The organism is Sorangium sp. So ce363 (genome assembly GCF_051520435.1).
Lineage (GTDB): Bacteria > Myxococcota_A > Polyangia > Polyangiales > Polyangiaceae > Sorangium > Sorangium cellulosum_B.
The window spans coordinates 7,199,975-7,226,210 of record NZ_CP150333.1; the positions used below are offsets into that span (position 1 = coordinate 7,199,975).

Below are 26,236 nucleotides of genomic sequence, written 5' to 3' on the forward strand. Positions count from 1 at the left end.
CGTCGCTCGACGGCAGCTCCATGAGCCCCCCTCGGTTCGGTCTCCCCGCCGCTGACGCGCGCCACGGCCGCGCAGGGCGCCCTCCACGAGGTGGGATCCCTCAGCGACGAGGAAGCGGGGCCCCCGCCGGGATCCGCCCTTCCTCGACGGCCACGACGTACGGCGGCAGGCGGCCCGCCCGCACCGCGCGGACGTCGGCGCGCATCGTCGCCGCGTCGGGGTAACGCTCGATCTTGTGGAACGCGAGGGCGCGATCCACGACGTCGCACACCTCCGATGGCACGTCCGGCGCGCACTGCGCGAGCGACGGCGCCCGCTCCGTCGCCGCGGCGATGAGCAGGCGCGCCTCGGCCACGTGGCCGTGGATCGCGCGAGCGGAGAGCAGCCGAAACATCGTGGCGCCCAGGCCGAAGACGTCGGTCCGGCCGTCGATCTCGCGGACCATCCCCGTCGCCTGCTCTGGCGCCATGTACTCGCTCGTGCCGAGCGCCACGCCCGTCTTCGTGGCCGTCTTCTCCGGCAGCTCCCCCATCCCGAAAGGAAGCGGATCGAGCACGCGGGCGATCCCGAAATCGAGCACCTTCACCCGCCCATCGCTCCCGATATGCAGGTTCTCAGGCTTGATGTCCCGGTGAACGACGCCGTACGCGTGCGCCACGACCAGCACATCGAGGACCCGCTCGGCGAGCGCCAGCACCTCGCCCACCGCGAGCGTCCCCACGCGGGCCATGCGGTCGAAGACCGTCTCGCCCTCGAGCACCTCCATCGCAAGGTAAGCGGCGCCGTCGTCCGCGACGCCCGACTCCAGCACGAGCGGCAGCCCCTCGCAGAGCGGGCCGACAGCCGCCAGGGCGCTGCCGATCGGGCCCTCGCGCAGGAAGCGCTTCCGGAGCTCCTCGATCTGGCTCAGCGACGGGTGCAGGACCTTCACCGCCGCGACCTGCCCGTCCGCACGCCGGCCGAGGAAGACGCTCGCCATCCCGCCGCCCCCGAGCACGCGCTCCACCGTCCAGGTCCCGATCTGGGTGCCGATACGCCGCGCCGCGAGCTCCTCGTCGTCCATCGAGCGGGCGGATGGTACCATCCCGTTCACCAGGAGCGATCGCGAAAGGCCACCAGCTCCAACGAGTTCACTCGACTGTGTAACATTGTCTACACCGCGCTGAGCTCGTCCAAACGCTGTCACGCACGACCCCGCAGCGCACCGTGTCCGGCATCGACGGCTCCTCGGGCGGCGATACTGGGGCAGCGGGAAGCGGCGCTCGCTTCCACCCAAGAGGCCGTCCCTTCTCCCGATCGGGCAGGGGAGGTCGACGTTTAATGTCCCGATTTCCTGCTCGAGCGCTCGATCATGCTCGATCAGTTTAGGCTTCACGCGCTCGACTGCAGCGCTTTCCGCACGCACCTTCGACAAGGTCGCCTGCAGCGCGCGCGCCGTCTCCCGTCCCCGCTCGGAGGGGGCGTCGCAGACCGGACAGCGCTCGGCGATCTGATGCAGCTGCAGATGCTCGGCCAGCATGAGCTTTTCGCGTTGGCGGGTGACCGCTCTCTCGAAGCCGGAGGCCTCTTCGATCGCGGACCGGGTCGCCTGCGACTTCCGTCGAGCCGCAGCCAGCGCGCTGAGAACATCGCGCCGGCGTGCGTGCAACGCGCCCAGTTCGCCCTCACTTGGATATGCGGTAGCTTCTAGTACTACAGCCGCACGTCGGTGAGCGCCGAACGAGCTGGGCTTCACCGGTGTGCGGACGAGCCATGCATCACGATCGTCCGCCCGTTCATCAAAATCCGCGAAGATTCCGCGACGTGCGGCTGTAGTACTAGTACTGGCCTCGAGTTGGCCACAGCTGCCTGACATCGGGCAGCTGTGCCCAAGTTGAGACTAGAGCGAGCAGGCCCCATCGATGCACGACATCCCCGAGCAGCACTCGCCGGAGTCCGCGCAACGCCCGCCGATCGACTTGCAAGGCGAAGACAGGCAGGCCGCGATCTCACCACCGCTGCACAGCCCCGAGCAGCACTCGGCGTTGCTGAAACACCCGACCCCGACCTCCACGCACTGCGGAGCGCCGCCGGCTCCGCCGCCCGTGCCGTCACCGGCTCCGCCATCGCCGCCGGCGCCGCCGCCAGCTCCATCGCTGCCGCCACCGCCATCGCCGCCGCCGCTGCTCGGGTTGCACCTCAGCTCGCCGCCGCTGCTCGGATCGGGCGCGCAAACGCCGCCGCAGCAGTCGTCGGGCGTCCGGCACGCCTCGCCCTCGGGGCGGCACGCGCAGTCCGCGCACTTGCCGGACGAGCACGTGCCGCTGCAGCAATCCGCGTCGGCCTCGCAGTCCTCGCTGTGGACCTTGCAGGCGAACCCGTTCTCGCACCGGCCCGCGTCGACATTGCAGCGCCGCGAGCAGCAGTCGTCGTCGGAGTCACAGGCGGCCTCCGCGAGCGCGCAGCACGGGTCCTGGCAGCGGAGCACGCCGAACGAGCCCGCAAAGCAGAGCAGCTTGCCCTGCGGCACGCCGGGGCAGCACTCCCCGAACGACTCGTCGCATATCTCACCGGCCGGACGGCAGTTCGGCGGCTGCCCGCACTTCTTCACGCCGTTCGGCTCCGTCTGGCAGTTCTCGGTGCAGCACTGCGCGTCGTCCGCGCAGAGCTCGCCTATCGGCTTGCAGCCACCGATGGACTGGCAGAACGCGGCCCCGGGCGCGATCTCGATGCACGCGTTCGAACAGCACTGCGATGGGCCGTTGCACGCCTCGCCGACGGGGTCGCACGCCCCCTGCGGCACGCACACGAGCACGCCGTTCCCCCCGTCCTCGCACAGGTTACTGCAGCAGTCGGCGTTGCTGGAGCACACCTCTCCCTCCACATGGCAGCCACCGAGCGGCTGACCACACCACCTCTCGCCGGCCACAGGCGCGTCCTCGCAAAGGCCGCTGCAACACTCGCCCCCGCCGTCCGAGCAATCCTCGCCCGGTTGGAGGCAGCCGCCGCCCTGCGTGCAGGTGCCGCCGTCGCACAGGTTCGAGCAGCAGTCGGCGTTGTCCGTGCACTCTTCGTCGATCTGACCGCACCCCGCGGCCGGATCGCACTGACCGCCGCTGCAGTTGAGCGAACAGCAGTCGATCGCTGCGTCACACGCGGCGCCGGCAGGCGCACACGCGACGCCGCCTCCCGGACCGCTATCGCTGCCCGCACTCCCATCGAGGCCGCCCGTACCGTCGGTGCCTCCTGCGCCCGGTAGGCCCGCGCCGCCGCCGCCCGTGCCTGGCCCCGCTCCAGTGTTCGACCCGCCGCTTCCCGTTCCCGCGTCACCGCCGCATCCGGCGTGCAACGCGAGGCCGAGCACACCTGCGAGTATTGACGGTGCGAGCCAATTCGCAAGACGCATCACACTCCCCTTTCGTGCTGAGACCAGCGATAGGCTGTCGCACGAGCGTGCATCTGCGGCTCACGAAAGCGATCTGCGACACCGCCGGCGGGCGGCCGAGCTGCCGATTGTTGAGCCGCCGACGAGCGGCGATGCGACTGCACCTTCAGACAATCCCTGGTTGGGGGGGCAATATGTGCTCATGTGCCTGCGATTTGTGTTGCCGCCCGCGTGCCTGACGTTGTGCTTTGCGACCGGATACGTGGCCACGACGGCGGTCAGCACGACGGGGGTAGCGGCTACCGTGAGGACGAACAACGGTGTCGCTCTTGCGCAAGCGGCGTTGTGCCGTTGATGGCCTCGCGAAGGCGTGCGAGCGCGCTTGAGCTCGTTCGCCATGGGCGCACCTGCGCTGCAATACCGGTGCTAGGCACATTGACCGCGACTCACGCACTCGTGTAGCTGTTCCTTGTCGATGCAGATCACCCTCGCCAGAGCCAGGCTGCAGGTCGCGCTGCTCGCCTTGTTGGCGGCCGTCGCGAGCGCCGGGCTCGCCGTCGAGGTGCTCAAGCCGATCCTCAAGTTGAGGAGCCGCAGCGGCGTCGTCCCGCTGCTCTCGCTGAGCTACGAGCAGAATGTACCCACCTGGTACACATCGTGTCTGCTGTTCACGTGCGCTCTCACCCTCGCGGCGATCGCCACCGGCGCCCGCCGCGAGGGCCGGTTCGTGAAGCACTGGTGGGGGCTCGCCGCCGCGTTCCTCTACATCTCGTTCGACGAGGTCGTGCAGATCCATGAAGCGGCGAGCTCCTGGTTCGATCTGGGCGGGGTCCTCTACTTCAGCTGGGTGATCCCGGCGGCCGTCGTGGTGGCGGCGTTCGCGGTCGCGTACCTCAGGTTCCTCGCGCATCTCCCGCGCGGCACCAGGAACCGGTTCTTGCTCTCGGGCGCCATCTATGTCACCGGCGCCCTCGTCCTCGAGCTGCCGCTCGGGTACTGGACCGAACAGGCCGGGAGCAACAACCTCGTCTATGGGCTCATCGATTTCGTCGAGGAATCGATGGAGATGCTCGGCGTGAATCTCTTCCTGCTCTCGCTCGTCGACTATCTCGGCGTGCAGGGGTGGACAATCGGCTTCTCGCAGGCAGCTCCGGAGCCGCGGCCCGCGGCGGTCGAGCGTGCGGCATGAGCGCCAGAGCCGAGCCCGCGTCTCCTGCGCTCCTCGCCTTACCGGGCAGCGAAGCGTACATCGTCAGCCGCTGGTATGACTGGGCGTTCTTCCTGCTCCCGCCCATCGTCGCGCTCGCCGTCGGCGCCCTGATCGCCGGAACGCCGCTCACCGACTCGAGGTTCAGGCTCCACGGGGAGAAGGTCACGTGGGCGGGGCTCTTCATCGGCACGCTCATCCATGGCCACCTCGCCGCGGTGCTCCTCCGGAGCCACGGCAACGCGGACATCTTCCGGCGGCACCGGCTCCGCTTCCTCGTGGCGCCGGTCGCCCTGTTCGCCGCGATGATGCTGTCCATGTGGGCCGTCGTGTGCGTGACCGTCCTCGTGGTGTTCTGGGACGTCTACCACTCGGCGCTCCAGACGTTCGGCCTCGGGCGCATCTACGACGCGCGCGCAGGGAACGCGCCGGCGCTCGGCCGCCCGCTGGATCTCGGGCTCAACCTGCTCCTCTATGCCGGCCCCATTCTGGGCGGCGCGACGATGCTCCTCCACTTCGAGAGCTTCGACGCGTTCAAGGACGTAGGCGCCGCCCTCTTCACCGCCGTCCCGGCGCTGATGAAGTCCCACCACCGCGTCATCAGCTGGACCATCATCGCCGCAGGGACCTTGTTCCTGGTCTATTACGCGCTCGCCTACCGCTCCCTGTACAGGCGAGGTTATCAGGTGTCGTTCCCCAAGGTGTGGCTGTTCGTGAGCACGGGGCTCTGCTCCATCTACACGTGGGGGTTCAACCCGTGGGGACAGGCCTTCTTCATCATGAACCTGTTCCACGCCGTGCAGTACCTCGCGCTCGTCTGGTGGTCGGAGGGCGGCCGCCTCCGCCGCCGGCTGCGCCTCGACGCGCTCCGGGCTGGCAAGCCGATCGCGGTGGCCGTCTTTCTCGGGGGCGTCCTCGTCTACGGGGCCTGGGCCGAGCTCGCGCCGGCGGACGACCGCGCGCTGTGGTCGATCACGCAGACCGTCGCCCTGCTGCACTTCTGGTACGACGGCTTCATCTGGTCCGTGACGCGCAAGCAGGTGTGAGGCGATCAAGCCTTCAAGGTGTTGCCAGAGAGGGTTGTATGCGAATCCAACGTTGTCTCCGATCCGTGCTCTTTTCATTCGCGGTCGCCTCCATGGCGCTCGCCTCGCCTGCCTGCAGCAAGTCGCCGCAGATCACGGCGGAGAGCATCGAGGACAACTGGGCGCTGACGGAGCAGCACGAGCCCGGCTCGGTCGTCATGACGGTAGCCCAGGATGGGAAGGTGACGGCGCTCGTCAAGAACCGCGATGGCAAGCCCATCGAGGAGGGCGTGTCGGGCAACCTCACGGTCAAGGTGCCTGGCAAGGATGGAGCCCCCGCGACGGCAGAGCTCGTGCCGGAGCCCAAGGCGGGGGGAGTCCTGGTCGCCAAGATCCCGCCGCTCGAGGACGAGCTCACGGAGGTCAGCTACGAGCTCAAGGTCAAGGGCGAGCCGTTCAAGGGGGCGCTGCACGTGCCGCGCGGCGGAACCCGGGAGCTCCAGGAGAGCGCAAAGGAGAGCCAGGCGATCAAGCTCGAGGGGAAGAAGGGCCCGAACGGGGGCGTGCTCCAGCCCGTCGGGGACGACATCGTGGAGATCGTCGCTGACAAGGCGACGGGCGACGTGCGCGTGTATGTGCTGGATCTCGACCTCAAGCCGGTCCCGATCGGCCAGCGCGAGATCAAGCTCGCGATCCAGACGCCGTCGGGCCCGGACGTGCTCGTGCTCGCGCCCGGCCCCGATCGGCTCTACTTCACGGGCAAGCTGAAGGTGAAGGTCAACCCGACCAAGATCACGGTGGTGCTCAAGGACGGCGGGCACACGCACGTGGTCCTCTGCAACTATCACCCAGGCGCGGTGATCGTGGTCGGCCCGAGCGCGCCCGTGCTCGGCATCCTGGTGGCCACCACGTGGGCCGTGAAGGTCAACGTCAAGCCGACCGTGGTGGTGCACGACGACGATGACGACGACGGCCGCCGGGTCATCGTCGTCCGCAAGGGAAAGGGCAAGTGGAAGGGCAAGGGCAAATGGCGCTGAAAGTGATGATGAAAGCGCGCCGCGCCGCGGCCCGCTTGACGATCCACGTTCGCGCGATCACGCAGTGAAGGTCTTCACCCGGAGGGACATCTCGCCATGACTGGACAAAACGACGCATGTGAGGAGAAAGCTGGCTTCGGCGGCGCGATCCCGTCGCGCGCCCTCTCTGCACGACGAGCCCTGTTCGCGCTCGCGTGCATCGGCTCCGTCAGCTGCGGCGGTGATGACGCGACGGGAACTCCTGATGATGTCGACGTCGCGGCCGGCGCCACGGCGATCGTGGCGATCGTCAACCCGGTGGTGAACACGCCCCACACGACGGGAGTTCCCGGCGAGCTCGGGGACGCGCGCGATGGGCTCACGGTGACCGCCACGCCGGGCGACAGCGACGTCACAGCGGACGGCGTCGCGGTCGTGGGCGTGGCGCCCGGCGGCATCGAGCTCGATGTCTCGGGAGCCAGCATCGCGCATACAGTCCAGGCAGAGGGCGATGTCGTGGATGCGCCTGTCGCGTTCTCCGGCTCGGCTGCGGCCTTCTTCGACAACACGCCCATCCGCTACGCTGTCAGCGAGGCATCGGGCGCCATCTTCCTCGATCCGTCGGTGCCCCTGGCAGACATCGAGGGCCACCTGGCCGAGGACGATCGGGTCGTCGTGCTGCGCCCGGGTACGTACGTCGGCAGCATCACGATCACCGGGCGGGGCACGCTCCTCTACGGCGAGGATTTCCTCGATCGCGCGGTGGTCATCGACGGCAGCATCACGGCGGAAGGCGAGGAGGTACGGCTGCGAGGCCTGACGATCACGGGCGATCTCACCTCGAGAGGCAACAATTTCGGGATCAGCTTCTCGCTCGTCCGGGGCAATGTCAGCATCATGGGCAACGCGGGGGCGTTCGTACGAAACGTATTCTGCAGTGAAACGGTGGTGCCCTCGAGCAACGCGACGCTGCTCGACAACTACGGTGTCGCGCCGCTGGAAGCTCTGCCACCCGTCGTGTGCGACTGACCGCGGCTGCGGGCGCTCTGAGATCGAGAGCCTCTCATCAGCCGGAGCTGATCGAGAGCACCAGCACCTCTACGCTGGCCTAATCGGGTACGCGGCCACTGCCCATCCTCGAAGCCGCGAGCCGCGCAGTTGGCGCAACTGTCAAGTGAAGGCACGTCATGTCAAGCACACGCCTCAAGATAATTGTATGGGTCGCCGCAGCGCTCGTACCGTTCGTCCTCGCCTACATCGGCGCGCATCTTGGCTATATCGCCATTACCACGCTCGCGCTCGCGATCTTCTGGGCGACCCTCTCGCTCGGACGAATGTCGGCGCGAGCTCGCGAGCAAGACTGCTCCGCGTACGTTGTCAACGTTGGAGAGAACGGCGCGAGCGCACCCGAGCCAACCCTTGAGCAGCGCGAGTGATCGTGCAACGCGGCCCGCGGCCCCGGGTGGACCAAGACTCCAGATGACCACACGACGAGAGGAACGCGCCGCTCCACCGAAGCTCGGCGGACGTCGTCGGTTCCGCCCCTGCATTCATCCACGCCGATCGGAGGATCCATGCGCCAGCACATTCGTACCCACCACGTCGTCGCTCTATCGCTCCTCGCCCTCCTCTGGGGCGGAATCGCCGCATGCGGCGATGACCCCGACGACTGCACGATCGGCGATCCCAACGAGGGCCCGACGTGCGAGTGCAACGGCGCTGAATGCATTTGCCCCTCGTCCGGCGACTGCGCGATCTTCTGTACCGCCGATTGCGGTCTCCAGTGCGCCGGCTCCGGAAGCTGCGACTTCGACTGCGGCCCTGACTGCGACATCGCCTGCACCGGGTCGGGCAACTGTACGCTCACGGTCGGCCATGGCTCGACCGTGGACTGCACCGGGTCGGGCGACTGCGATGTGGTCTGCAGGGGCGACTGCGACGTGCGGTGCCCCGGCTCGGGAGACTGCGTGGTCCACTGCGAGCCTGGCGCGGTGTGCACGACAGACGGGGTGTAGCAGGCAGCCCCCGAGCCGACCGAGGCTCAAAATGGCCACATGATGCGAGGAGCCTCGCCGCTCGACGGAAGCTCGGCGTACGCCGCCGGCTCCGTGCCTGCAAGGAACACCTCCTCGGTCGCCCCCGCGGCGCCCGGCAGCGCGAGTTGACCGGTCGTGGCGTCGATCAGCACGCGCACGAGCCCGTCCGGCGCGGCGAAGTCGGTGCGCGGTCTCGCCTTGTGCGCGTCCTGCATGAACGCGATGAAGGCCGGCAGGGAGGTCGCGCCGCCCGTCTCGCCGGGGCCGAGCGGAGAGGCGTCATCGTAGCCCGTCCAGACGGCGCACGCGATGTCGGTCGAGTAGCCCACGAACCACGCGTCCTTCGCGGCGTTCGAGGTGCCCGTCTTGCCCGCGACCGGTGTGCTCATGGATCGCGCGCGCTTGGCTGTCCCCGAGTCGACGACGGAACGCAGGAGGCTCGTCATGATGTACGCCTCCGCTTCGCCCATCACCCGGCGCGCTGGCGCCGCGCTGGGCAGCGGCAGCGGCTGGCCGCCCGGGCCGATGATGCTGCGAATGATCGCTGGATCACGGTACGTGCCGCCCGCGGCGAACACGTTGAACGCACCGACCATCTCGAACGGCGTCACCTCGTAAGCGCCGAGCGCCAACGACAGATCCGCGCCGAGCTTCGACGTGACTCCGAGCGATTGCGCCCACTCGGCGACCTTGGCCGGGCCGAGCCGATCGAGGACCCATACCGCGGCGACATTGACGCTCTGGGCGAGCGCTTCGCGCAGCCGGCGCGGCGCCTGTCCGTCGCTCTCGTCGTAGTTGTCGGGCCTGTATTTCCCTCCGAGCGCGGACGGATGGGTCTCGAGGATGGAGGCCGCGGTGAATGCCCGCGTCTGGATCCCGTAGCTGTACACGATCGGCTTGAACGTCGAGGCGGGCTGGCGGCGCGCCGACCTTGCCCGGTTGAGGGCGCCGCGCGCCGCGTCGTAGCCGCCGACGACCGCGAGCACCTCGGCCGTTCGGACGTCGAGGGCGACGAGCGCGCTCTGGGGCCCGAGCGCGAGCTCCAGCCGTCCGCTGCGCGGGTCGCCGCCGGCAAAGGTGACGCGCACGACCTTGCCGATCTCGGCGAACTGGCTCGGGGGCAGGTTGCGTGGATTGTAGCGCGCCGCTCGCTCCAGCTTCACGACGCCTTGCGCCGTACCCACGCGCACGGTGAGCGTGCCTGCCGCGTCGTCGGCCTTCGTGACCACGCCGTGGTAGACGCGCTCGCTGCCCTGCGTGGGCGTTCCTTCGAAGGGGGCCGGATCTCCCTTGCCACGCTTCAGCGGAGCGATGAGCCCGCGCCGCGCGGCGTACGCATCGAGATTGCTGCGCACCGCCGCTCTCGCGGCCCTCTGCAGCTGCGGATCGATCGTGGTCGTCACGGTGTACCCACCACGGTTGGCCTGCGGGCCGACCGCGGCGACCAGCGCGCGCTCGACCTCGGCGACGACCTCGGGCGCCAGCTCGGAAGCGTGTTCCGGCGGGGGGGCCAGGACGATCTTCTGGCGAGCGGCGGCGTCCACGTCGGCGCGGGCTACGAACTTTTTATCGCCCAGCTGCTGGAGCACGTAGCTGCGCCGCTCCTCGGCGCGGGCGAGATCCACGCGCGGCGAGTAGACGCTGGGACCCTTGACCAGACCTGCGAGCAGGGCCGCTTCGGCGAGCTGCACGTCTCGAACGCTCTTCCCGAAGTAGTACCGCGCGGCTTCCTCGACGCCGTAGCGCCCGTGCCCGAAATAGATGTCGTTGAGATAGAGCTCCAGGATCTCGTCCTTCGTGAGCTCCTGTTCGATGCGGCGCGCGAGGATGAGCTCACGGATCTTGCGCGCGAAGGTGCGCTCCGGCGTGAGGAGCACGTTCTTGATCACCTGTTGGGTGATCGTGCTGCCTCCCTGGCGGGCCTGCGCGGACCGCAGGTTCACGAGGAGCGCCCGCAGGATGCCGAGGTAGTTCAGCCCCTCGTGCTTGTAGAAGTTCGCGTCCTCCGCGGCCAGAACGGCGAGCTTCATGCTCGTCGGCACCGCCGAGATCGGAACGACGGTGCGTCGCTCGACGAAGAGCTCCGCGAGCGGTGTCCCGTCGCGCGCGAGGATGCGCGTGACCTCCGGCGGATGATAGCTCCTCAGCTCCGAGGTCCGCGGCAGGTCGTGGCCGTAGTACCAGATGAGCCCCGCAAACATCAGCAAACCGAGGCCCAGCAGCGTCGAAGCGGCCATCGCGATGCGCCACGCCCATCGCCGCAAGCGTCGTCTCCAATGGACTTTTCGCGAGCGCGGATGCCCTTGATCCCGCGCCCGGCGGACCGCCACGGCGCGCTCGAGCGCTCTCGCCAGAGCACCTAGCGCCGATGCGATCCGACCAGCGGCCCTCGCGAGCCGTCGCGCCGGCAGCGCGCGTTGTACGGTCGGCTGGGCGGAGGCATCGGCCGGCGACGACCGTGCGGCGCCGCCCCCGGGCGGCGGCGACCACGGCAGCGTCTGTCGCTCCGGTCCGGCCTGGCCAGCCCTCTCTTCGGGGATCGGCGGGGTGGCCTGCGGCGAGCGCACCCAGAGCTGTGTCGCGGGCTCTTTCACCTCCGCATCGTCGCGGCGGGGATCCTCGCCGCGCTGCGCGGGGGACGCGAGGTCGTCACGACGGCCGAACCTGTCCATATCCATCCAACTCCTCCGCGGCGCGGGCTGAGCGTGCGTGCCGCGGCGCCCTCCTCGCAGACGCCATGAGAGCAGCGCACGAGCGCGACGCGACGATCAGTCGGGGCACGGGGCCCCGCATGCCATGACGTTGCCAGGACACGCTTCTATCTGCCCGAGACACGTGCCGATGACGCAATCGGAGCCAGGCGGGCAGTACACCAAACATGGAGCGCTCGTCATGCAATTGACCGAGCAATCGCCTTCGCACCAGATCTTGTGCATCCCCGATCCCATGCAGTTGACCAGCGCGTCTCGGCGCGCTCCGATGTCGCAGACGCTCCCGTCCTGACAAGCAATCTGGCAAGCTTCATCGCACACGTGATCGCAGTCGTTTGTCAGCATACAGCTGGCCCGCTGCGACGCGCCGCGCCCTTCCTCGGGGCCGCGGCTCGGTGAGCCAGGGAGGCGAGCTCTCGTGTCGCCCTTCTTCTCGGGGCCGGGATCCGGAGCCTTTGCCAGGAGGCGATCCGCCGCCGGGCCGCCGGGAACCTTGGCGGGCGGTGAGGCCGCCGGTCGCTGCGCGCCGGTCGCCCCCGGCGATTTCGCGTCGGACTCGACGTTCACCGCACGCAGATACACGGCGGCGAGCACGCCTGCGGCGAGCAGCGGGAACGCCAGCACGGCCCATCGCAGCCTCCGTCCACGTACCGTGGTCGCCGTCCACTGCGTCGCCTGGGTGAACGCCGATGCCGCCGGTGCGGGGGCACGAGCCGGAGCGACGGCCGATCCGCCGCCCGGCGCGCCCGGGGCGCCCGGCGCGCTCGACGTATTCGGGACGCTGACGACGGAGACATCGCGGATGACACTCCCCATGTCACCTGCCGGCGGCGGGGCGGGATGCAGGCCACCGGCGCCCGAGGCGCGCACCGAGACGGCCGATGAAGGGGCGAGCCCCTGTGGTATCCACACCGTCGTGGCGGTGCTGAGCGGATCTGCCGCGGGGGCCCCGGCCGCGCCGAACCGCAGAGCAAAAGCGGGCGGTTGACCGGCCAGGACCGCGCGCACGTCCTGCTGCATGACCGTCGCGCTCGGGTAGCGCTCGCCTCGGTCGAACGCGAGCGCGCGATCGACGACGGCACACACCCACTGCGGGGTCTCCGGAGCGACGCTCGCGAGCGGCGGCGCAGGCAGCGTGGCCATCTTGACGACCAGATCGGTGTCAGAGCTCGCGTCATGGATGCGCCGCTTCGTGATCAGACGAAACATCGTCGCTCCGACCGCGAACAGGTCGGCACGCGCATCGATCTCGTCGCCTCTGACTTGCTCCGGTGGCATGTAGGCGACCGTGCCGAGCGTCGTTCCTGTGCGCGTCCGAACGTAGTCGGCCGCGGCCTGCCTGACACGGGCGACGCCGAAGTCGAGCACTTTCATGCGCCCGTCGCGGAGGCGGAACAGGTTGTCCGGCTTGATGTCGCGGTGGATGATGCCGTGCGCATGGGCCGCTGCCAGCACGTCCAGCAGCCCGTCCACCATGGCCAGCAGCTCGGCCATGTCCATCCTGCCCAGGCGCCTGGCGTACCCGGCGAGCGACTCACCATCGAGCAGCTCCATGACGAGGAACGGGCAGCCGTCCGCTGTCGTGTCGATATCGCGTATTTCCACCGCGCCGGGATGGACGAATCGATTGACGGCTTGCGCTTCCTGATCGAACCGCGCACGCAGCTCGGGCATGCGCGCGATCTCGGGGTGGAGGATCTTGATGGCATCTCGCCGCCCGATCTTGTGCGCGCCGACGTAGACAGCGGCCATGCCGCCCGAGCCCAACAACCGCTCGATCGTCCACTTCCCGCACAATACTGTGCCAACTCTGCGCTGCAGTTCCTGGTCGTCCATATCCGGTATCAGGGTTGCTAATTTGCTGAACGGAGTCCTCGCGGCGACCCAGCACCGCCCTGACCATCGCCCATCCTAGCCGATGGGCCGTGGCGTCGTGACCGCGCGACGTCGACGTGACCGCGCGACGCTCGGCGTGCCGTCCCGGGTGTGTCGCCGGCCGAGCGCGGCCGCAGACCGACCAGGCCGACAAAAGTGCCCGAGTCGACACCAGCGCCCTGCCCTCGCCGCGCGGGCCGCGCGGCGAGGGAGCGTGACCGTGGATCCGCCCGAAAACCGATGGTACCGTCGCCGCGATGTCGGGGAGCGTGGACCAGCTCGAGGAACACCGCGCGGCGCTCACCGGGCACTGCTACAGGATGCTCGGTTCCGTGGTCGACGCCGACGACGCCGTCCAGGAGACCATGGTGCGCGCCTGGCGGAGCCTCGACAAGTTCGACGGGCGGTCGTCGCTGCGCACCTGGCTGTACCGCATCGCGACGAACGTCTGCCTCGACGCGCGGGCCGATCGCGCGCGCCGGGCGCGCCCCATCGAGGAAGGCCCGGTCGGCACCGTGGACGACGAGCTCCAGACGCGCCCGCGCACGCACTGGCTGGAGCCCGTCCCCGACGCGCACGCCCTCCCGGCGGACATCGACGCCGCGGAGCGGGTGGTGCTCCGCCAGAGCATCCGCCTCGCGTTCGTCGCGGCGCTCCAGCACCTGCCGCCGAAGCAGCGCGCCGCGCTCCTGCTCACGGAGGTGCTCGGGTGGTCCGCCGCGGAGGTCGCCGACAGCCTCAGCACCTCGGTCGCCGCGATCAACAGCGCGCTCCAGCGCGCGCGGGCGACGCTCGCGAGCCGCGATCTCGGCGACGTGCGCGCCACGCTGCCGGAGCCGCAGTCCACCTTGCTCGACCGCTACGTCACCGCCTTCGAGCAGTACGACGTGGACCGGCTCGCGGCGCTGCTGCACGAGGACGCGACCCTGTCGATGCCGCCTTTCACCCTCTGGCTCCGCGGCCCCGACGCCATCCGCGCGTGGCTGCTGGGCCGGGGCGCGGGCTGCCGCGGGTCGCGGCTCGTGCCGACGGCCGCCTGCGGCTCGCCGGCGTTCGCCCAGTACCGCCCGGCGCCGGAGGGCGGCCACCGGGCCTGGGCGCTCATCGTGCTCGATCTCGCGGGGGACCGGATCGCCAGCATGACGTCCTTCCTCGACACCGAGACGATCTTCCCGCGGTTCGGCCTGCCTCTCGAGCTCCCCGCGTAGCCCCCGCGCCCGGCCGGATCGGGGCGGCGATCTTTTTTCCGGTCGACCGATGAGTCCCAGCGGGCGCCCGGGTCTATGGGGTGAACTCCGGCACGACGGCCCCCGTGGCCGCGATCGTGGCCGGCATCACCCGGCATCCATGCTCGAACAGGAGAAGAGGACCATGACAACGAACAGCGCTCGCAAGATCTTCGTCAACCTGGCCGTCCGCGACCTGAAGCGGTCGATGGAGTTCTTCGCGAAGCTCGGCTTCGAGTTCAACCCGCAGTTCACGGACAACAACGCCGCCTGCATGATCGTCAGCCAGGAAGCCTTCGTGATGCTCCTCACAGAGCCGTTCTTCAAGGGTTTCACGAAGCGGGAGATCTGCAACACGAGCACGCACACGGAGGGGATGTTCGCGCTCTCGTGCAGCAGCCGGGCCGAGGTCGATGAGATCGTGAAGAAGGCGATCGCGGCGGGCGGGTCGCACGCCATGGATCCGCAGGATCACGGCTTCATGTACGGCTGGAGCTTCTACGACGTCGATGGTCACCACTGGGAGGTCGTCTGGATGGACCCCGCGGCGATCCAGTCGTAGCCGGCGCCTCGACGAAGGAGAAGGAGGAGAGCCATGGTCGAGAGCCAAACAGCGAACAGCGATAGCTTCCAGGTCACGACGCCGTCGGCGGACGAGGTCCGCATGACGCGCCTGTTCGACGCGCCGAGGCACCTCGTGTTCGAGGCGATGACGAGGCCCGAGCACATCAAGCGGTGGTGGGGCTGTCTGGGCGAGGGCTACTCGGTGCCCGTCTGCGAGATGGACCTCCGGCCGGGCGGCAAGTGGCGCTTCGTGAACCGCCACCCGGGCGGCGAGGCCGCCTTCCACGGCGAGAACCAGGAGATCACGCCGCCGAGCCGGCTCGTGTTCACCGAGATCTTCGAGCAGTTCCCGGACACCGTCTCGGTGGTGACGGCGACCTACACGGAAGAGGGCACAAAGACGCGGCTCACGGCCACCGTGCGCTATCCGTCGACGGAAGTGCGCGACATGGTCCTCGCGTCCGGGATGCCCAAGGGCGCGGGCCTCAGCTACGACCGCCTCGAAGATCTGGTCGCGCAGCTGCAGCAGCGATGAGCTGACCGGCCGGCGGCGAGCGGGCGCGGCCCTGCCGGCGCGCGCTCGCTCACGCGCGCCGCTCGGCGAGCACCTGACGCAGCGTCGCGCCGCCCACGGGCTTCGTGAGGTGCAGGTCGAAGCCGGCCTGCCTCGACCTGGCCTGGTCCTCGGGTCCACCGTAGCCCGAGATCGCCACCAGGTAGAGCGCGCCGCCCCCGGGCGCGGCCCGCGCCCGGCGGGCGACCTCGTGGCCATCGATGCCCGGCAAGCCGATGTCGATGAAGGCCACCTCGGGGCGCAGCTCCAGGAGCTTCGTCACGCCGTCCGGCCCGTCCACCGCCACCGTCACCTCGTGCCCCAGCGCCTCGATGAACTCGCTCATCACCCGGCGCACGTCCTCCACGTCCTCCACGACGAGCACCCGGCGCCGCTCGGCGGTCTCCGCCGGCGGCGGGGCGGCGGGCGGCTCGGCGCCGGGCGCGAGCGGGAGCGCCGCCCCGGGCGCGAGCGGCGGCGCCGCGCCCCGGCCGAGCGGAAGGCGCACGATGAACTCGCTGCCCTGGCCCGGTCCGGCGCTCTCCGCGACGACGCTGCCGCCGTGCATCTCCACCAGCCGCCGCACCAGCGTGAGCCCGAGGCCCAGCCCGCCCGTGCCGCGGTCGATGGTCTGATCGACCTGCGTGAAGAGATCGAACACCCTCTCGAGCATCGCCGCCGGGATGCCGCGGCCCGTGTCGCGCACCCGCAGCACGGCCTCGGGCGCGGCGCCCGCCGCCTCGCGGGTCAGCCGCACCGAGATGGCTCCCTCCGGCGGCGTGTACTTCGCGGCGTTCGTCAGGAGGTTCGTGACCACCTGCTCCAGCCGCGTGGCGTCGGCCCGCATGCCGAAGTCCCCCGGCCCGACCTCGACCGAGAGCGCGTGGCGCCGCGCCTCTACGGCCGGGCTCACCGCGGCGGCGGCGTTCCGCACCGCCGCCGCGAGATCGACGTCCTCCAGGCGCAGCTCGACCGTGCCGCGCGTGATGCGCGACACGTCGAGGAGATCGTCCACCAGGCGCACGAGGTTGCCCACCTGCCGCCGGGCGATCTCGCGGTAGCGCGCCGACCTGGGCGCCTCGCCCGCCAGATCGCCGAGCAGCGTGAGCGACAGGCTGATGGCGGCCAGGGGGTTGCGGAGCTCGTGCGCGAGCATCGCGAGGAACTCGTCCTTGCGCTGATCGGCGAGCCTCAGCGCCTCGACGAGCGCCTCCACGCGCCGGCGGGCGCTCACCTGATCGGTCACCTCGAAGGCGAACACGAAGATGCCCTCCACGGCACCGTCGCGGTCGCGCATCGGCTGGTAGACGACGTTGAAGAAGCACTCCTCCGTCGTGCCATTGCCCTTGCGATCGAGCCGCACGGCGAGCTCCTTTCCCACGAAGGGCTCGCCGGTGCGGATCACGGTATCCAGGAGGTCCGGGATGGATTGCCCCTCGAGCTCGGGCAGGGCGGCCAGGATGGGCTTCCCCACGCGCGCTCGTCCGCCGACGAGCTGCTGGTAGAGCGGATTGACCACCTCGAAGACGTGCTCCGGCCCGCGGAGGATCGCGATGGGCCCCGGGGCCTGCATGAAGAGGTCGTTCAGGTACTGGCGCTGCCCCTCGGCTTCCCGCCGCCGGCGCGCGAGCTCCACGTGGATGCGGACCCGCGCGAGGAGCTCCCTCGCGGAGAACGGCTTCACGAGGAAGTCGTCGGCGCCGGCCCCGAGGCTGTCGAGGCGCACCTCCTCGCCCGCGCGCGCGGAGAGCATCATCACGGCGACACCGCGGGTGCGCTCGTCGGCCCGCAGCGCCTTGAGCAGGCCGAAGCCGTCGAGCCGCGGCATCATTACGTCGGTGAGCACGAGGTCGGGGACGTGGGCGCGGGCGCTCTCCAGCGCGGCCTGACCGTCGGCCACGGCCTCCACCGTCCACCGCTCGGCGAGGAGCAGCCGCTGCACGTAATCGCGCATGTCCGCGTTGTCGTCCGCGACGAGGATGCGCCCCGGCTGCTTCGGGGCCGGGCGCTCCTCCGCCGGCACGGCATCCGGCGCTGGCACGTCGCGTTCCCACTGCGCGGCCTCGTCGAGGAAGGGCGCCGCGCCGCACCCCTCCGCGGCCGGCGCCGGGGCGAGGTCGATGCGATCCGCGGGCAGGTGCGCCTTCCCGAGCGGGATCGCGACCGAGAAGCGGCTGCCCGCGCCGAGGCGGCTCTCCACGGCGACGCTGCCGCCGTGAAGCTTCGCGAGCTCTCGCACCAGCGCGAGGCCGATGCCGCTGCCCTCGTAGCTGCGGCCCCTGACCCCCTCGACGCGGTAGAACCGATCGAACACGCGCGGCAGCTCCTCCTCCGGAATGCCGGTGCCCGTGTCCTCGACCGACAGGACGGTCCGCCCCCCGGTCTCCTCCAGCGTCACCCGGACGCCCCCCGAGAAGGTGAACTTGAAGGCGTTCGAGATGAGGTTGAGCACGATCTTCTCCCAGAGCTCGCGGTCGACGTAGGCCGGCTCGGAGAGGGGCGGGCACTCCACCGTGAGGGCGAGGCCGGCCCGATCCATGAGCGAGCGGAACGAGCTCGCGAGCTCCGCGGTGAAGGAGCCGAGATCGGTGGGCTGGTAGCTGGCCCGGATGCGGCCCGCCTCGATGCGCGAGAAGTCGAGCAGCGTGTTGACGAGCCGGAGGAGCCGGAGGCTGTTGCGGTAGATGATCGCGAGGCGGTCGCGCTGCGCCGCGGGCAAGGGGTGCTCGGCGTCCGAGAGGCCGTCCTCGACGGGGCCCAGGATCAGCGTGAGCGGCGTGCGGAATTCGTGGCTGATGTTGCTGAAGAACACCGTCTTGGCGCGGTCGAGCTCGGCGAGCGCGTCCAGCCTGCGCCGCTCCTCCTCGCTGGCCCGGGCGTTCTGCAGGGCCGCCGCGCCATGGCCGGCCAGGAGCCGCAGGAAGCGGCGGTAATCGTCGTCCAGCACCAGCCGGGGGCTGGCGCCCGCGACGAGGAATCCGGCCGGGCGGCCTCCAGCGCCGGCGCGGGGGAGCGGCAGCACCACCGCCTGGCGAGGGGCGTCCGGCCATGGGCCTCCCGGAAGGGGGCCGACGCGCGCGGGCAGCTCCGATAGAGCCACCTCCACGTCCCCGCGCAGCGCGCGGTGCAGCGGCCACACCGCGCCGGCCGCCGCGCCGAGCTCCACCGCCGCCGGCGCCGCCGCGTGGCTCGGGTCGAGCCCGACGGTCCCTGCGAGTCGGGCGGGCGCGCCGTCGTCGTCCACGAGATAGATCAGGGCAAAAGGCACGTCGCGCCCGGCCTCTGCCAGGGTCTCCGTCATCACCCGACAGACGTCCTGAACGCTCCTGGCGTCAGCCGCTCTCGCCGCCAGCGCCCCGAGGACCTGCAGCCGTCGCTGTCCAAGGATGTACCCTGTGCTCTCGGAGCACGCGACGAGGATACCCGCGACAGCGCCGCTCTCGTCCCGGATGGGGCTCTGACCGTAGCTGAAGTAGCACTCCTCCATGAATCCGTGCCGATCGAGGACGAGCAGGCCATCGCGGACGTAGGTGGCCCCTCCCGCGAAGACCTTCTCGATCATCGGCTCGATGATCTCCCAGATCTCCTGCCAGCACTCGCGGCCCGCCTGGCCCATGGCGGCCGGGTGCTTCGTGGATCCGAGGATCGGGCGGTAGGCGTCGTTGTAAAACTGAATGAGCTCCCGACCCCACCAGAGGAACATGGGGTGTTCGGACGAGAGCAGGATGGACAGCGCCGTCCGCAGCGACTGGGGCCACGCCTCGACCGGGCCCAGCGCCGTCTGCGACCAGTCGATCGAGCGTATCAGCGCCCCCATCTCGCCGCCGCCCGCGAGGGCGCCGAAGGCCGGATCCGGCCCAGCCCCGGCGCTCGCTTCCTCGACGCGCCCCACGCCGGTCCGCTCCTCGACGCGGTCGCGCTGGCCGGTGCGCTGTCTCGTCATGGGGGACACCTGCTTTTCTACCACGGCCGAGTCCAGCCATCCTCGGCGCCGCCACGCCGGGTACGGTCGCCTGCTCGTCTCAACGACCCTCTCGATACGTACCGCGTCGATACGCCGGCCCAGCCCGATCGGGGCGACTGAATTTCCTTGACACCGCAATCACTCCACCGGCCTCGGAGCAGGATGCCTCTTTTGCCTTCGTGAACCGCGCTCACGAGCTCGCCGCCTCCCACCGCCGAATGAAACTTTGCAGAACTCCGCAAAGGCCACTCCGGCCGGAGCGCTTGCTCGAGCCGAGCAAGCGGTCTAAGCTGTCTCGCATAGCTTCGGAGGCCGAAACAGGCCCCCATTGCAAGAGGAGCGTCCATGCGTCGTCTCAGCCCTGCTGCCCGCGTTCGTTACTTCTTCGCTGCCCTGACGGCAGGCGCAGCGATGTTGGGCACCACTGCCCTGCTGGTCCCTTCGAGCGCGGCGGCGCCCGGGGGAAACTGCACCTTTTACAGCGACGAGAGCTACACCACCGTCGTCGGCCAGTACGGCCGCGACTGCTGCAACAACCGGATCGCGTGGGGCGCCACGACGCAGCACTACGAGTGCGGCGGGTGCTTCACCTGCACCCCGCCTCCGCGCTGAGAGAGGCGCCCCGGTGACGCGCGGCCGGCTCGATGGCGATCGCCGGCCACGATCGTTCAGCTTGCGAGAGGAATTGAACAGGGAGGCGGGGAGATTGGTTGGATTTTTCTCCCCGTCTCCCCGCCTCCCTGTGAATTTTCCCGAAATTCGGGGGGGGGATGCTTCAGGTCGGCGACCTCGCGGACGACGACGAGCAGCGCAGGGTGATGGAGGAGCAGTTCACGATGCTCTACAACCAGAGCGCCGTCAAAGGCATCACCTTCTACGGTTACATCGTCGGTTCTACCTGGCTAGACAACACGGGCCTCATGCACCCGGACGGCACGATGCGGCCGGCCATGGCCTGGCTGATGGACTTCCTCGACCGCGGCCGGTGATCCCGCGTGCGTGGTGAGCGATCGAGCTCGAGGTCTGCCTGCGCCGGAGGCGGCGACGGCGCCCAATGCGCTGTCGGCCAGGCCGCCATGGCTACGTCTGGCCGAGCCACTCGACCGCGGCGTGACGCGTCTCGAACACGCCGAAATGCTGGCCGCGGCGCTCCTCGGCCACCATCTCCCCGAACCGGCTGCTGAAATCAGCGGCCCCCGGAGGGCACACCACCGCGAGCCGGATCCAGTAGTTTCTCAGCTTCTGCAGGATCTCCCCGGCCTCCCCTGAGCTGAGGTCGAAGAAGGCCGCCGTCAGGTTCGCCGGGTGGAGGAGCGCACACCGCACGCCGCCCGAGAAACAGGCCTCGATCACCCGGTCGACGTCGCGAACGCTCTCCATGAGCCCGTGGTCCGGCGGCCCTTCCACGAACTGCACACCGCCCTCGTCGACCACCGTCAGATCCATGGCATCCCTCCGACACGGCCTCTGCGCCGCGGGCTCGGCGGAGAGCTCCGCTCGACCCGCGACCAGGGTAATCCCGGCGGGCGGCCGCTGTACAGGCATCGCGCGGCGAGCAGGAGGAGGGGCCGGGCTCGCCCCCGCCACGCGACGCCCAGGGCGTCACTGGGCGCGCCTGACCTCGTCGGAGAACCTCACCGCCTCGCGGAGCACGTGATCGGCGAGCGCGGGATCGATGATGCTCTTGATCTGTCCCGTCTCGATGCCCTGCTCCGCGGCCGACTTGAAGTCGATGACCTCGTCGGCCATCGTCGCGAGCTGCGCGTTGTCGACGCGGAACGCGTGCGCCTGGTACAGCTGCCCGGCGCGCGCGGTCGCCTGATCGATGAGCGCGCGCTCCTGCGGGTCGAGCAGGTGCGCGATGAACTCGAGGTGATCCGCCATGATCGTCGTCCAGAACGCCGAGACCTCGTCGCTCTGGAGCGAGATGTCGCCGTACGCGAGCCGATCGAGCCGGGCGACGAAGCGCTCGGCCTCCCGCGCGATGTGGTCGAAGAAGAGCGGCCAGACGAGGCTCCGGAGCGAGCCGCTCTCCTGCGCGCGCTGCATGCGGCGCTTGTACTCGATGAAGCGCTGGACGCTCGACCGCGTCGAGGCGAGGAGCGAGGAGATCCCGTAATCGCCATACCCCCGGTCGCGCGCCGCGAGGAAGTGCCTGGCGAAGAGGTTCTGGTACTGCCGCGCCTCGTCCCGAGGCCCGCGGAGGTGATCGCCGGGCATGAGCAGCGTGATGAACAACGCATGTTCCATCAGCTGGTCCGTCCAGAAGAGGACCTCCGAGACGGCGTGCGCTGCATAGCCGGCGCCCGGCCCGGGCAGGAAGACCGGCTTCCTCGAGCGCCGGTCGACCGAGATGCCGGGCGTGTAGGCGGCCCCTGCCGGGAGGGCGAGGGGCCCGATCGACTCGCAGACCGCGTAGCTCTTGTCGGGCAGCGCGAGGCTCGGTGTTGCGAGCAGCGAGACCCCCGCGGTGGCCATCGCGCCGCCGGCGAATTGCCGGCGTCCAAGTTTCCCTTGCGGAACACGCTTCTCCATCGACGCTCCTCCAGGTTCATGCATCCGTGAGAATCGGAGCGCGAGGGTGCATGTCCCGCGCCTGAGCCAAAGAGTCGACTCGCAGGGCGGTCCGCCGGCGCGCGCCTCACCGATCACGACGGCCGGCGACGCGCGGAATCACCACGCCCGAGCGCTTCGTCAGCAGAGAGGTCGCGTGGGGGCGCGCCGGACGTCATCCGCGGAATCCGCCCGTGATGGGCCGCCCTGCGATCGGCGACCTGCGAAGACGGCGCACACTCCCCCTCCTCTACCGACTACCTGCGACCACAGAGCACATCGCGCCGCGGAGGACACACGCTCGCGACGACCTACCTGCACACCTGCCGCTGGCGCCGCAGACGCACATGCGCCCACACGCGGCCGTCCCTTGTGTCGGGGTTCGGATTTCTTCGCTATCGTCGCCCGGGATGTCGAGGACCCGCCCTCGGCTCCGACAACCCCACGAACGCGCGCCCGATCCCGGGGCGACAGCGAAGAGAAGGAGCCGATCATGAAGTACATCCTGATGATGAACACCCCGTGCGCGGGGCCGTACCAGGTCGCCAACTGGCAGCAGAAGGACTTCCAGGCGCACATCGCGTTCATGAAGAGCTTCCACAGGAAGCTCAGCGCGTCGGGCGAGCTCGTGGCGGCCGAGGGCCTGGCGGGGCCCGACCAGGCCAAGCTCGTGCGCGCTGGCAAGGACGGCACGCCGATGACCGACGGGGTGTTCCCGGAGACCAAGGAGTTCCTCGCCGGGTACTGGATCGTGGACGTCGAGAGCCCCGAGCGCGCGTACGAGATCGCCGCGCAAGCGTCCGCCGCGCCCGGCCCCGGCGGCGCGCCGCTCAACATGGGGATCGAGGTGCGAGAGGTGATGAGCGCGCCGCCCAGCGATCTCTAGTGACCTCTCCGTCCCAGGGCGCCACGGCCGAGCGCCTGCTGCGTGATCTCGCGCCGCAGGTGCTCGGCGCCGTCATGCGGCGATTCCGAGATTTCGGCGCCGCGGAGGACGCGGTCCAGGAGGCGCTGATCGCGGCGGCCACGCAGTGGCCGCGCGAGGGCGTGCCTGACGAGCCGCGCGCGTGGCTGATCCACGTGGCGTCGCGGCGCATCGCCGATCACGTCCGGAGCGAGGCGGCGCGCCGCCGCCGCGAGGCGATCGTGGTCAGCCTCGTGCCGCCCGAGCTGCAGATCGCCCTCGCCGCCGACAGCGACGAGGCGGCGCTCGAGGACGACACGCTCACCTTGCTGTTCATGTGCTGCCACCCCGCGCTCTCCGCGCCGTCCGCGATCGCGCTGACCCTGCGCGCCGTCGGCGGCCTGACGACGGCCGAGATCGCACGGGCGTTCCTGGTCCCGGAGGCGACCATGGCGCAGCGGATCAGCCGGGCGAAGCAGAGCATCAAGGCGTCCGGCGTGCCGTTCGAGCGGCCGACGCCCGAGGCGCGCACAGCGCGCCTCGGCGCCGTCCTGCACGTGCTCTACCTGATCTTCAACGAGGGTTACACCTCGAGCTCCGGCCCCGCGCTGCACCGCGACGATCTGTCGGGCGAGGCGATCCGCCTGACGCGCGCCGTGCACGCGCTCCTCCCGGACGACGGCGAGGTCGCGGGCCTCCTCGCGCTCATGCTCCTGACGGACGCGCGGCGGGCGGCGCGGACCGGGCCTCTGGGCGAGCTGATCCCGCTCGCGGAGCAGGATCGGCGCCTGTGGGATCAGCGCGCGATCGCCGAGGGCGTCGCGCTCGTCACGGGGGCGCTGTCCACCAGGGGCTCGATCGGCGCCTACCAGCTGCAAGCCGCGATCGCGGCGGTGCACGACGAGGCAGCGCGGGCCGAGGACACGGACTGGCCGCAGATCCTGGCGCTGTACGGCGTGCTGATGCGGATGTCCGACAACCCGATGGTGGCGCTCAGCCACGCGATCGCGACGGCCATGGTGCACGGCCCTCGGGCGGGGCTCGATCTGCTGAACGCGCTCGACGCCGACGCGCGCCTCTCGGGTCATCACCGACTCGACGCCGCCCGCGCGCACCTCCTGGAGCGGGCCGGCGAGCACGAGGCGGCGATCGCGCACTACAGGCGCGCGGCCAGCCGCACGACGAGCATCCCGGAGCAGAACTACCTGGCGACGCAGGCGGCCCGGCTGAGCGACGCGCTGAAGTAGCGAGCCGCGCGGCGCGCAGAGGCCGCAGAGATGTCCGGCGAGAGAGGAGCGGTACCGCGGACCTGCCGGCAGCGAGCGCTCAGCCGTTCACCAGCTCGCCGGCGAGGCGGAGCGCCGCCGCCAGATCCTCCGCGACGTACACGCGCTGCGACCGCTCCTGGAGGCGCGCCTTGTCGAAGATCTCGCGCGGCCTGGGCAACGGACCGGCGAGGATCACCGCCTTCTGGCGCCGCGCGAGCCCGTCGAGCGCGTTCTCGAGCGCGACGAACCCCGTGCTGTCGATGAACGGCACCTTGCCGAGGTCGAGGATCATCACCTCGTAGCTGTCCCCGCGGATGGCGTGCAGCGCCGCCATCGCCTTCTGGGCGGCGCCGAAGAACAGCGGGCCGTTGATCTCGTAGAGGGCGACCCGCCTCGGGAGCTCGACTTCGCTCGATCCGCCGGCGGCCTCGAGCACCGTCCGGCTCCCTGTCAGCTCGGCCATCCGGCGCATGAAGAGGATGGCGGCGAGGATCACGCCGGCCGACACGGCGATCACCATGTCCAGGATGACGGTGAGCCCATAACAGGTCAGGAGTACGAACACATCGCTCCTCGGCGCGAGCCTCACGATACGGATGAAATGGTGGAGCTCGGACATGTTCCACGCGACGAGCAGCAGCAGCGCCGCCAGCGACGCCATGGGGACGTAGGCCACGAGCGGGGCGAAGACGAGGATCGACAGGAGGACGACCACGGCGTGGGTCACGGACGCGATCGGAGAGCGCGCGCCAGCCCGGATGTTCGTGGCCGTCCGCGCGAGCGCTCCGGTCGCCGCGATACCGCCGAAGATCGGCGCAACGATGTTCCCGATACCGAGGCCGATGAGCTCGGAGTCCGGATCGTGCTTGGTCCCTGTCATGCCGTCGGCGATGACCGCCGACAGCAGCGATTCGATGGCGCCGAGCATGGCGATCGCGAAGGCGGCGGGGAGCAGCTCCCTCACGAGCTCGAGCGAGAGCCCATCGCCCCACGGCAGCGAGGGCGTCGGGAGGATCGACGGGATCCCGGCGATCTCCACGCCGAAGGCCGTGGAGCGAAAGCGGCTGCCGATCGTCGCCACGGAGAACGCAGGGTAAACCGCGTCGACGGCCACCGCGGCGAGCGACACGACGGTGATGGCGATGAGGGGCGCCGGCACCTTCTTGATGACGCGGGGGACGAGCAAGAGCAGGGCGAGCGTCGAGGCGGCGACGGCGAGCTCGAAGAGGTCGGCCGTCCCGCGCGCGGCCCACAAGGCCGCCACCTTGGCGGTGTAGTGCTCCGGGAGCGGCCCGGCCTCTAGGCCCAGGACGTCCTTCACCTGGAGCGTCGCGATCACGGTGGCGATCCCGGCGGTGAAGCCCGTGGTCACCGGATACGGGATGTATTCAATGAGCCGGCCGAGCCGCACGAGCCCCATGATCACGAGCAGCACGCCGGCCAGGAGCCCCGCCGTCATCAGCCCGGACAGCCCGTGCTCCGCCACGATGGGCGCGAGGATCACCACGAAGGCCGCCGTCGGGCCGGTGACCTGGAACTTGCAGCCGCCCAGCAGCGCCACCAGCGCGCCGGCCACGATCGCCGTGTACAGCCCGTGCTGAGGAGGAACCCCCACCGCGATCGCGAGAGCCATCGAGAGCGGGAGCGCCACGACGCCGACGACGGTGCCTGCCAGGAGGTCGGCCTGGAGATCCCCGAGGCCGTACCCCTTGCCAAGGCAGCGCCGGAGCGCCGACGCCACCGGGATCCGATGCCGCGCCGGAGCAGGCTGCGAGGTGGGCGGCCGGGGCGCTTCGCGGCCCTGGCCCGGCCGGTCGATCGCAGCGACGCGCTCGGATCTGAACGACATCGTCATACCTCCATCGAATGCTCGTGGATGTCGAGCAACATCGGATACTGAGCAACATCGGTGCCACGCGACGATGTCCTCTGTTGGTCGCTCGATGCGCGCCGTTTGATGGCGGAGCGCG

The 26,236-nt window shown here is 70.1% G+C and carries 21 protein-coding genes; 13 read left to right on the forward strand and 8 right to left on the reverse strand.

The annotated features are described in order from the left end of the window. Nucleotides 1–100: 100 nt before the first annotated feature. Both WMF12_RS27025 and WMF12_RS27030 read right to left on the reverse strand, forming a co-directional pair. Complete coding sequence (locus tag WMF12_RS27025; protein WP_437850101.1) at nt 101–1,084, reverse strand: serine/threonine-protein kinase; 984 nt, start codon at nt 1,082–1,084, stop codon at nt 101–103. A gap of 795 nt (nt 1,085–1,879) precedes the next feature. Then, entirely contained in the window at nt 1,880–3,343 is a 1,464-nt protein-coding gene (locus tag WMF12_RS27030) for a hypothetical protein (protein WP_437850102.1), read from the reverse strand. A 496-nt stretch (nt 3,344–3,839) separates the two neighbouring features. On the opposite strand from WMF12_RS27030, the gene WMF12_RS27035 reads away from it, so the two are divergent. From WMF12_RS27035 to WMF12_RS27060, 6 genes are all read left to right on the forward strand, one after another. Further along, on the forward strand, nt 3,840–4,553 hold the full coding sequence (locus tag WMF12_RS27035) for a hypothetical protein (RefSeq protein WP_437850104.1): 714 nt from the start codon (nt 3,840–3,842) through the stop codon (nt 4,551–4,553). Continuing rightward, complete coding sequence (locus WMF12_RS27040; RefSeq protein WP_437850105.1) at nt 4,550–5,617, forward strand: hypothetical protein; 1,068 nt, start codon at nt 4,550–4,552, stop codon at nt 5,615–5,617. Before WMF12_RS27035 ends, WMF12_RS27040 begins: the two co-directional genes overlap by 4 nt. 65 nt (nt 5,618–5,682) lie before the next feature. Further along, nucleotides 5,683–6,633, forward strand: coding sequence for a hypothetical protein (locus tag WMF12_RS27045; protein ID WP_437850107.1), 951 nt, complete (start codon nt 5,683–5,685; stop codon nt 6,631–6,633). Nucleotides 6,634–6,729: 96 nt separating this feature from the next. After that, nucleotides 6,730–7,641 (forward strand): hypothetical protein, encoded by a 912-nt coding sequence (locus WMF12_RS27050; protein ID WP_437850108.1) that lies wholly within the window; start codon nt 6,730–6,732, stop codon nt 7,639–7,641. Nucleotides 7,642–7,799: 158 nt separating this feature from the next. Next, entirely contained in the window at nt 7,800–8,048 is a 249-nt protein-coding gene (locus tag WMF12_RS27055) for a hypothetical protein (RefSeq protein WP_437850109.1), read from the forward strand. 138 nt (nt 8,049–8,186) lie between these two features. Beyond that, nucleotides 8,187–8,627 (forward strand): hypothetical protein, encoded by a 441-nt coding sequence (locus WMF12_RS27060; RefSeq protein WP_437850111.1) that lies wholly within the window; start codon nt 8,187–8,189, stop codon nt 8,625–8,627. A gap of 26 nt (nt 8,628–8,653) precedes the next feature. Here WMF12_RS27060 and WMF12_RS27065 read toward each other — a convergent pair whose 3' ends face one another. Both WMF12_RS27065 and WMF12_RS27070 read right to left on the reverse strand, forming a co-directional pair. Further along, nucleotides 8,654–10,885, reverse strand: a complete 2,232-nt coding sequence (locus tag WMF12_RS27065; RefSeq protein WP_437850112.1) for a penicillin-binding protein 1A — start codon at nt 10,883–10,885, stop codon at nt 8,654–8,656. A 531-nt stretch (nt 10,886–11,416) separates the two neighbouring features. After that, nucleotides 11,417–13,195 (reverse strand): serine/threonine protein kinase, encoded by a 1,779-nt coding sequence (locus WMF12_RS27070; RefSeq protein ID WP_437850113.1) that lies wholly within the window; start codon nt 13,193–13,195, stop codon nt 11,417–11,419. A 296-nt stretch (nt 13,196–13,491) separates the two neighbouring features. Here WMF12_RS27070 and WMF12_RS27075 point away from each other — a divergent pair, with 296 nt between their 5' ends. The 3 genes from WMF12_RS27075 to WMF12_RS27085 all read left to right on the forward strand — a co-directional run bounded on the left by WMF12_RS27075 (nt 13,492) and on the right by WMF12_RS27085 (nt 15,559). Next, nucleotides 13,492–14,442: a sigma-70 family RNA polymerase sigma factor gene (locus WMF12_RS27075; protein WP_437850114.1), complete on the forward strand. Its 951-nt coding sequence runs from the start codon at nt 13,492–13,494 to the stop codon at nt 14,440–14,442. 163 nt (nt 14,443–14,605) lie between these two features. Continuing rightward, nucleotides 14,606–15,022, forward strand: a complete 417-nt coding sequence (locus WMF12_RS27080; protein ID WP_437850115.1) for a VOC family protein — start codon at nt 14,606–14,608, stop codon at nt 15,020–15,022. 33 nt (nt 15,023–15,055) lie between these two features. Next, nucleotides 15,056–15,559, forward strand: a complete 504-nt coding sequence (locus WMF12_RS27085) for an SRPBCC family protein (RefSeq protein WP_437739573.1) — start codon at nt 15,056–15,058, stop codon at nt 15,557–15,559. Nucleotides 15,560–15,608: 49 nt separating this feature from the next. Here the strand turns inward: WMF12_RS27085 and WMF12_RS27090 are convergent, their stop codons facing one another. Then, nucleotides 15,609–19,520: an ATP-binding protein gene (locus WMF12_RS27090; protein ID WP_437850117.1), complete on the reverse strand. Its 3,912-nt coding sequence runs from the start codon at nt 19,518–19,520 to the stop codon at nt 15,609–15,611. A 366-nt stretch (nt 19,521–19,886) separates the two neighbouring features. Here WMF12_RS27090 and WMF12_RS27095 point away from each other — a divergent pair, with 366 nt between their 5' ends. Next, on the forward strand, nt 19,887–20,153 hold the full coding sequence (locus WMF12_RS27095) for a DUF6289 family protein (RefSeq protein WP_437850119.1): 267 nt from the start codon (nt 19,887–19,889) through the stop codon (nt 20,151–20,153). Between the two features lie 158 nt (nt 20,154–20,311). Beyond that, complete coding sequence (locus WMF12_RS27100; protein ID WP_437850120.1) at nt 20,312–20,530, forward strand: hypothetical protein; 219 nt, start codon at nt 20,312–20,314, stop codon at nt 20,528–20,530. Between the two features lie 91 nt (nt 20,531–20,621). On the opposite strand, the gene WMF12_RS27105 is transcribed toward WMF12_RS27100, so the two are convergent. Next, nucleotides 20,622–20,987 carry a DUF4180 domain-containing protein gene (locus WMF12_RS27105; RefSeq protein WP_437739577.1) on the reverse strand — a complete coding sequence of 122 codons (366 nt, stop codon included), beginning with the start codon at nt 20,985–20,987 and terminating at the stop codon, nt 20,622–20,624. 156 nt (nt 20,988–21,143) lie between these two features. Next, complete coding sequence (locus tag WMF12_RS27110) at nt 21,144–22,076, reverse strand: DUF2935 domain-containing protein (protein ID WP_437850121.1); 933 nt, start codon at nt 22,074–22,076, stop codon at nt 21,144–21,146. A 511-nt stretch (nt 22,077–22,587) separates the two neighbouring features. Here WMF12_RS27110 and WMF12_RS27115 point away from each other — a divergent pair. Together WMF12_RS27115 and WMF12_RS27120 are read left to right on the forward strand one after the other, a co-directional pair. Continuing rightward, nucleotides 22,588–22,980, forward strand: coding sequence for a YciI family protein (locus WMF12_RS27115; RefSeq protein ID WP_437850123.1), 393 nt, complete (start codon nt 22,588–22,590; stop codon nt 22,978–22,980). Next, the gene (locus WMF12_RS27120) at nt 22,980–24,245 is read left to right on the forward strand and encodes an RNA polymerase sigma factor (RefSeq protein WP_437850124.1); all 1,266 of its coding nucleotides are present in this window, start codon (nt 22,980–22,982) and stop codon (nt 24,243–24,245) included. The genes WMF12_RS27115 and WMF12_RS27120 overlap by 1 nt, the downstream gene beginning before the upstream one ends. A gap of 79 nt (nt 24,246–24,324) precedes the next feature. Here WMF12_RS27120 and dauA read toward each other — a convergent pair whose 3' ends face one another. Further along, the gene (gene dauA, locus WMF12_RS27125; protein WP_437850126.1) at nt 24,325–26,115 is read right to left on the reverse strand and encodes a C4-dicarboxylic acid transporter DauA; all 1,791 of its coding nucleotides are present in this window, start codon (nt 26,113–26,115) and stop codon (nt 24,325–24,327) included. Nucleotides 26,116–26,236: the final 121 nt, after the last annotated feature.

What these genes read in the sequence shown, in the direction of transcription:
- WMF12_RS27025 (WP_437850101.1), bottom strand. Translation starts at nt 1,084, where the DNA reads ATGGTACCATCCGCCCGCTCGATGGACGACGAGGAGCTCGCGGCGCGG.
- WMF12_RS27035 (WP_437850104.1), top strand. Translation starts at nt 3,840, where the DNA reads ATGCAGATCACCCTCGCCAGAGCCAGGCTGCAGGTCGCGCTGCTCGCC.
- WMF12_RS27040 (WP_437850105.1), top strand. Translation starts at nt 4,550, where the DNA reads ATGAGCGCCAGAGCCGAGCCCGCGTCTCCTGCGCTCCTCGCCTTACCG.
- WMF12_RS27050 (WP_437850108.1), top strand. Translation starts at nt 6,730, where the DNA reads ATGACTGGACAAAACGACGCATGTGAGGAGAAAGCTGGCTTCGGCGGC.
- WMF12_RS27055 (WP_437850109.1), top strand. Translation starts at nt 7,800, where the DNA reads ATGTCAAGCACACGCCTCAAGATAATTGTATGGGTCGCCGCAGCGCTC.
- WMF12_RS27060 (WP_437850111.1), top strand. Translation starts at nt 8,187, where the DNA reads ATGCGCCAGCACATTCGTACCCACCACGTCGTCGCTCTATCGCTCCTC.
- WMF12_RS27065 (WP_437850112.1), bottom strand. Translation starts at nt 10,885, where the DNA reads ATGGCCGCTTCGACGCTGCTGGGCCTCGGTTTGCTGATGTTTGCGGGG.
- WMF12_RS27070 (WP_437850113.1), bottom strand. Translation starts at nt 13,195, where the DNA reads ATGGACGACCAGGAACTGCAGCGCAGAGTTGGCACAGTATTGTGCGGG.
- WMF12_RS27075 (WP_437850114.1), top strand. Translation starts at nt 13,492, where the DNA reads ATGTCGGGGAGCGTGGACCAGCTCGAGGAACACCGCGCGGCGCTCACC.
- WMF12_RS27080 (WP_437850115.1), top strand. Translation starts at nt 14,606, where the DNA reads ATGACAACGAACAGCGCTCGCAAGATCTTCGTCAACCTGGCCGTCCGC.
- WMF12_RS27085 (WP_437739573.1), top strand. Translation starts at nt 15,056, where the DNA reads ATGGTCGAGAGCCAAACAGCGAACAGCGATAGCTTCCAGGTCACGACG.
- WMF12_RS27090 (WP_437850117.1), bottom strand. Translation starts at nt 19,520, where the DNA reads ATGACGAGACAGCGCACCGGCCAGCGCGACCGCGTCGAGGAGCGGACC.
- WMF12_RS27095 (WP_437850119.1), top strand. Translation starts at nt 19,887, where the DNA reads ATGCGTCGTCTCAGCCCTGCTGCCCGCGTTCGTTACTTCTTCGCTGCC.
- WMF12_RS27100 (WP_437850120.1), top strand. Translation starts at nt 20,312, where the DNA reads ATGCTTCAGGTCGGCGACCTCGCGGACGACGACGAGCAGCGCAGGGTG.
- WMF12_RS27105 (WP_437739577.1), bottom strand. Translation starts at nt 20,987, where the DNA reads ATGGATCTGACGGTGGTCGACGAGGGCGGTGTGCAGTTCGTGGAAGGG.
- WMF12_RS27110 (WP_437850121.1), bottom strand. Translation starts at nt 22,076, where the DNA reads ATGGAGAAGCGTGTTCCGCAAGGGAAACTTGGACGCCGGCAATTCGCC.
- WMF12_RS27115 (WP_437850123.1), top strand. Translation starts at nt 22,588, where the DNA reads ATGAAGTACATCCTGATGATGAACACCCCGTGCGCGGGGCCGTACCAG.
- dauA (WP_437850126.1), bottom strand. Translation starts at nt 26,115, where the DNA reads ATGTCGTTCAGATCCGAGCGCGTCGCTGCGATCGACCGGCCGGGCCAG.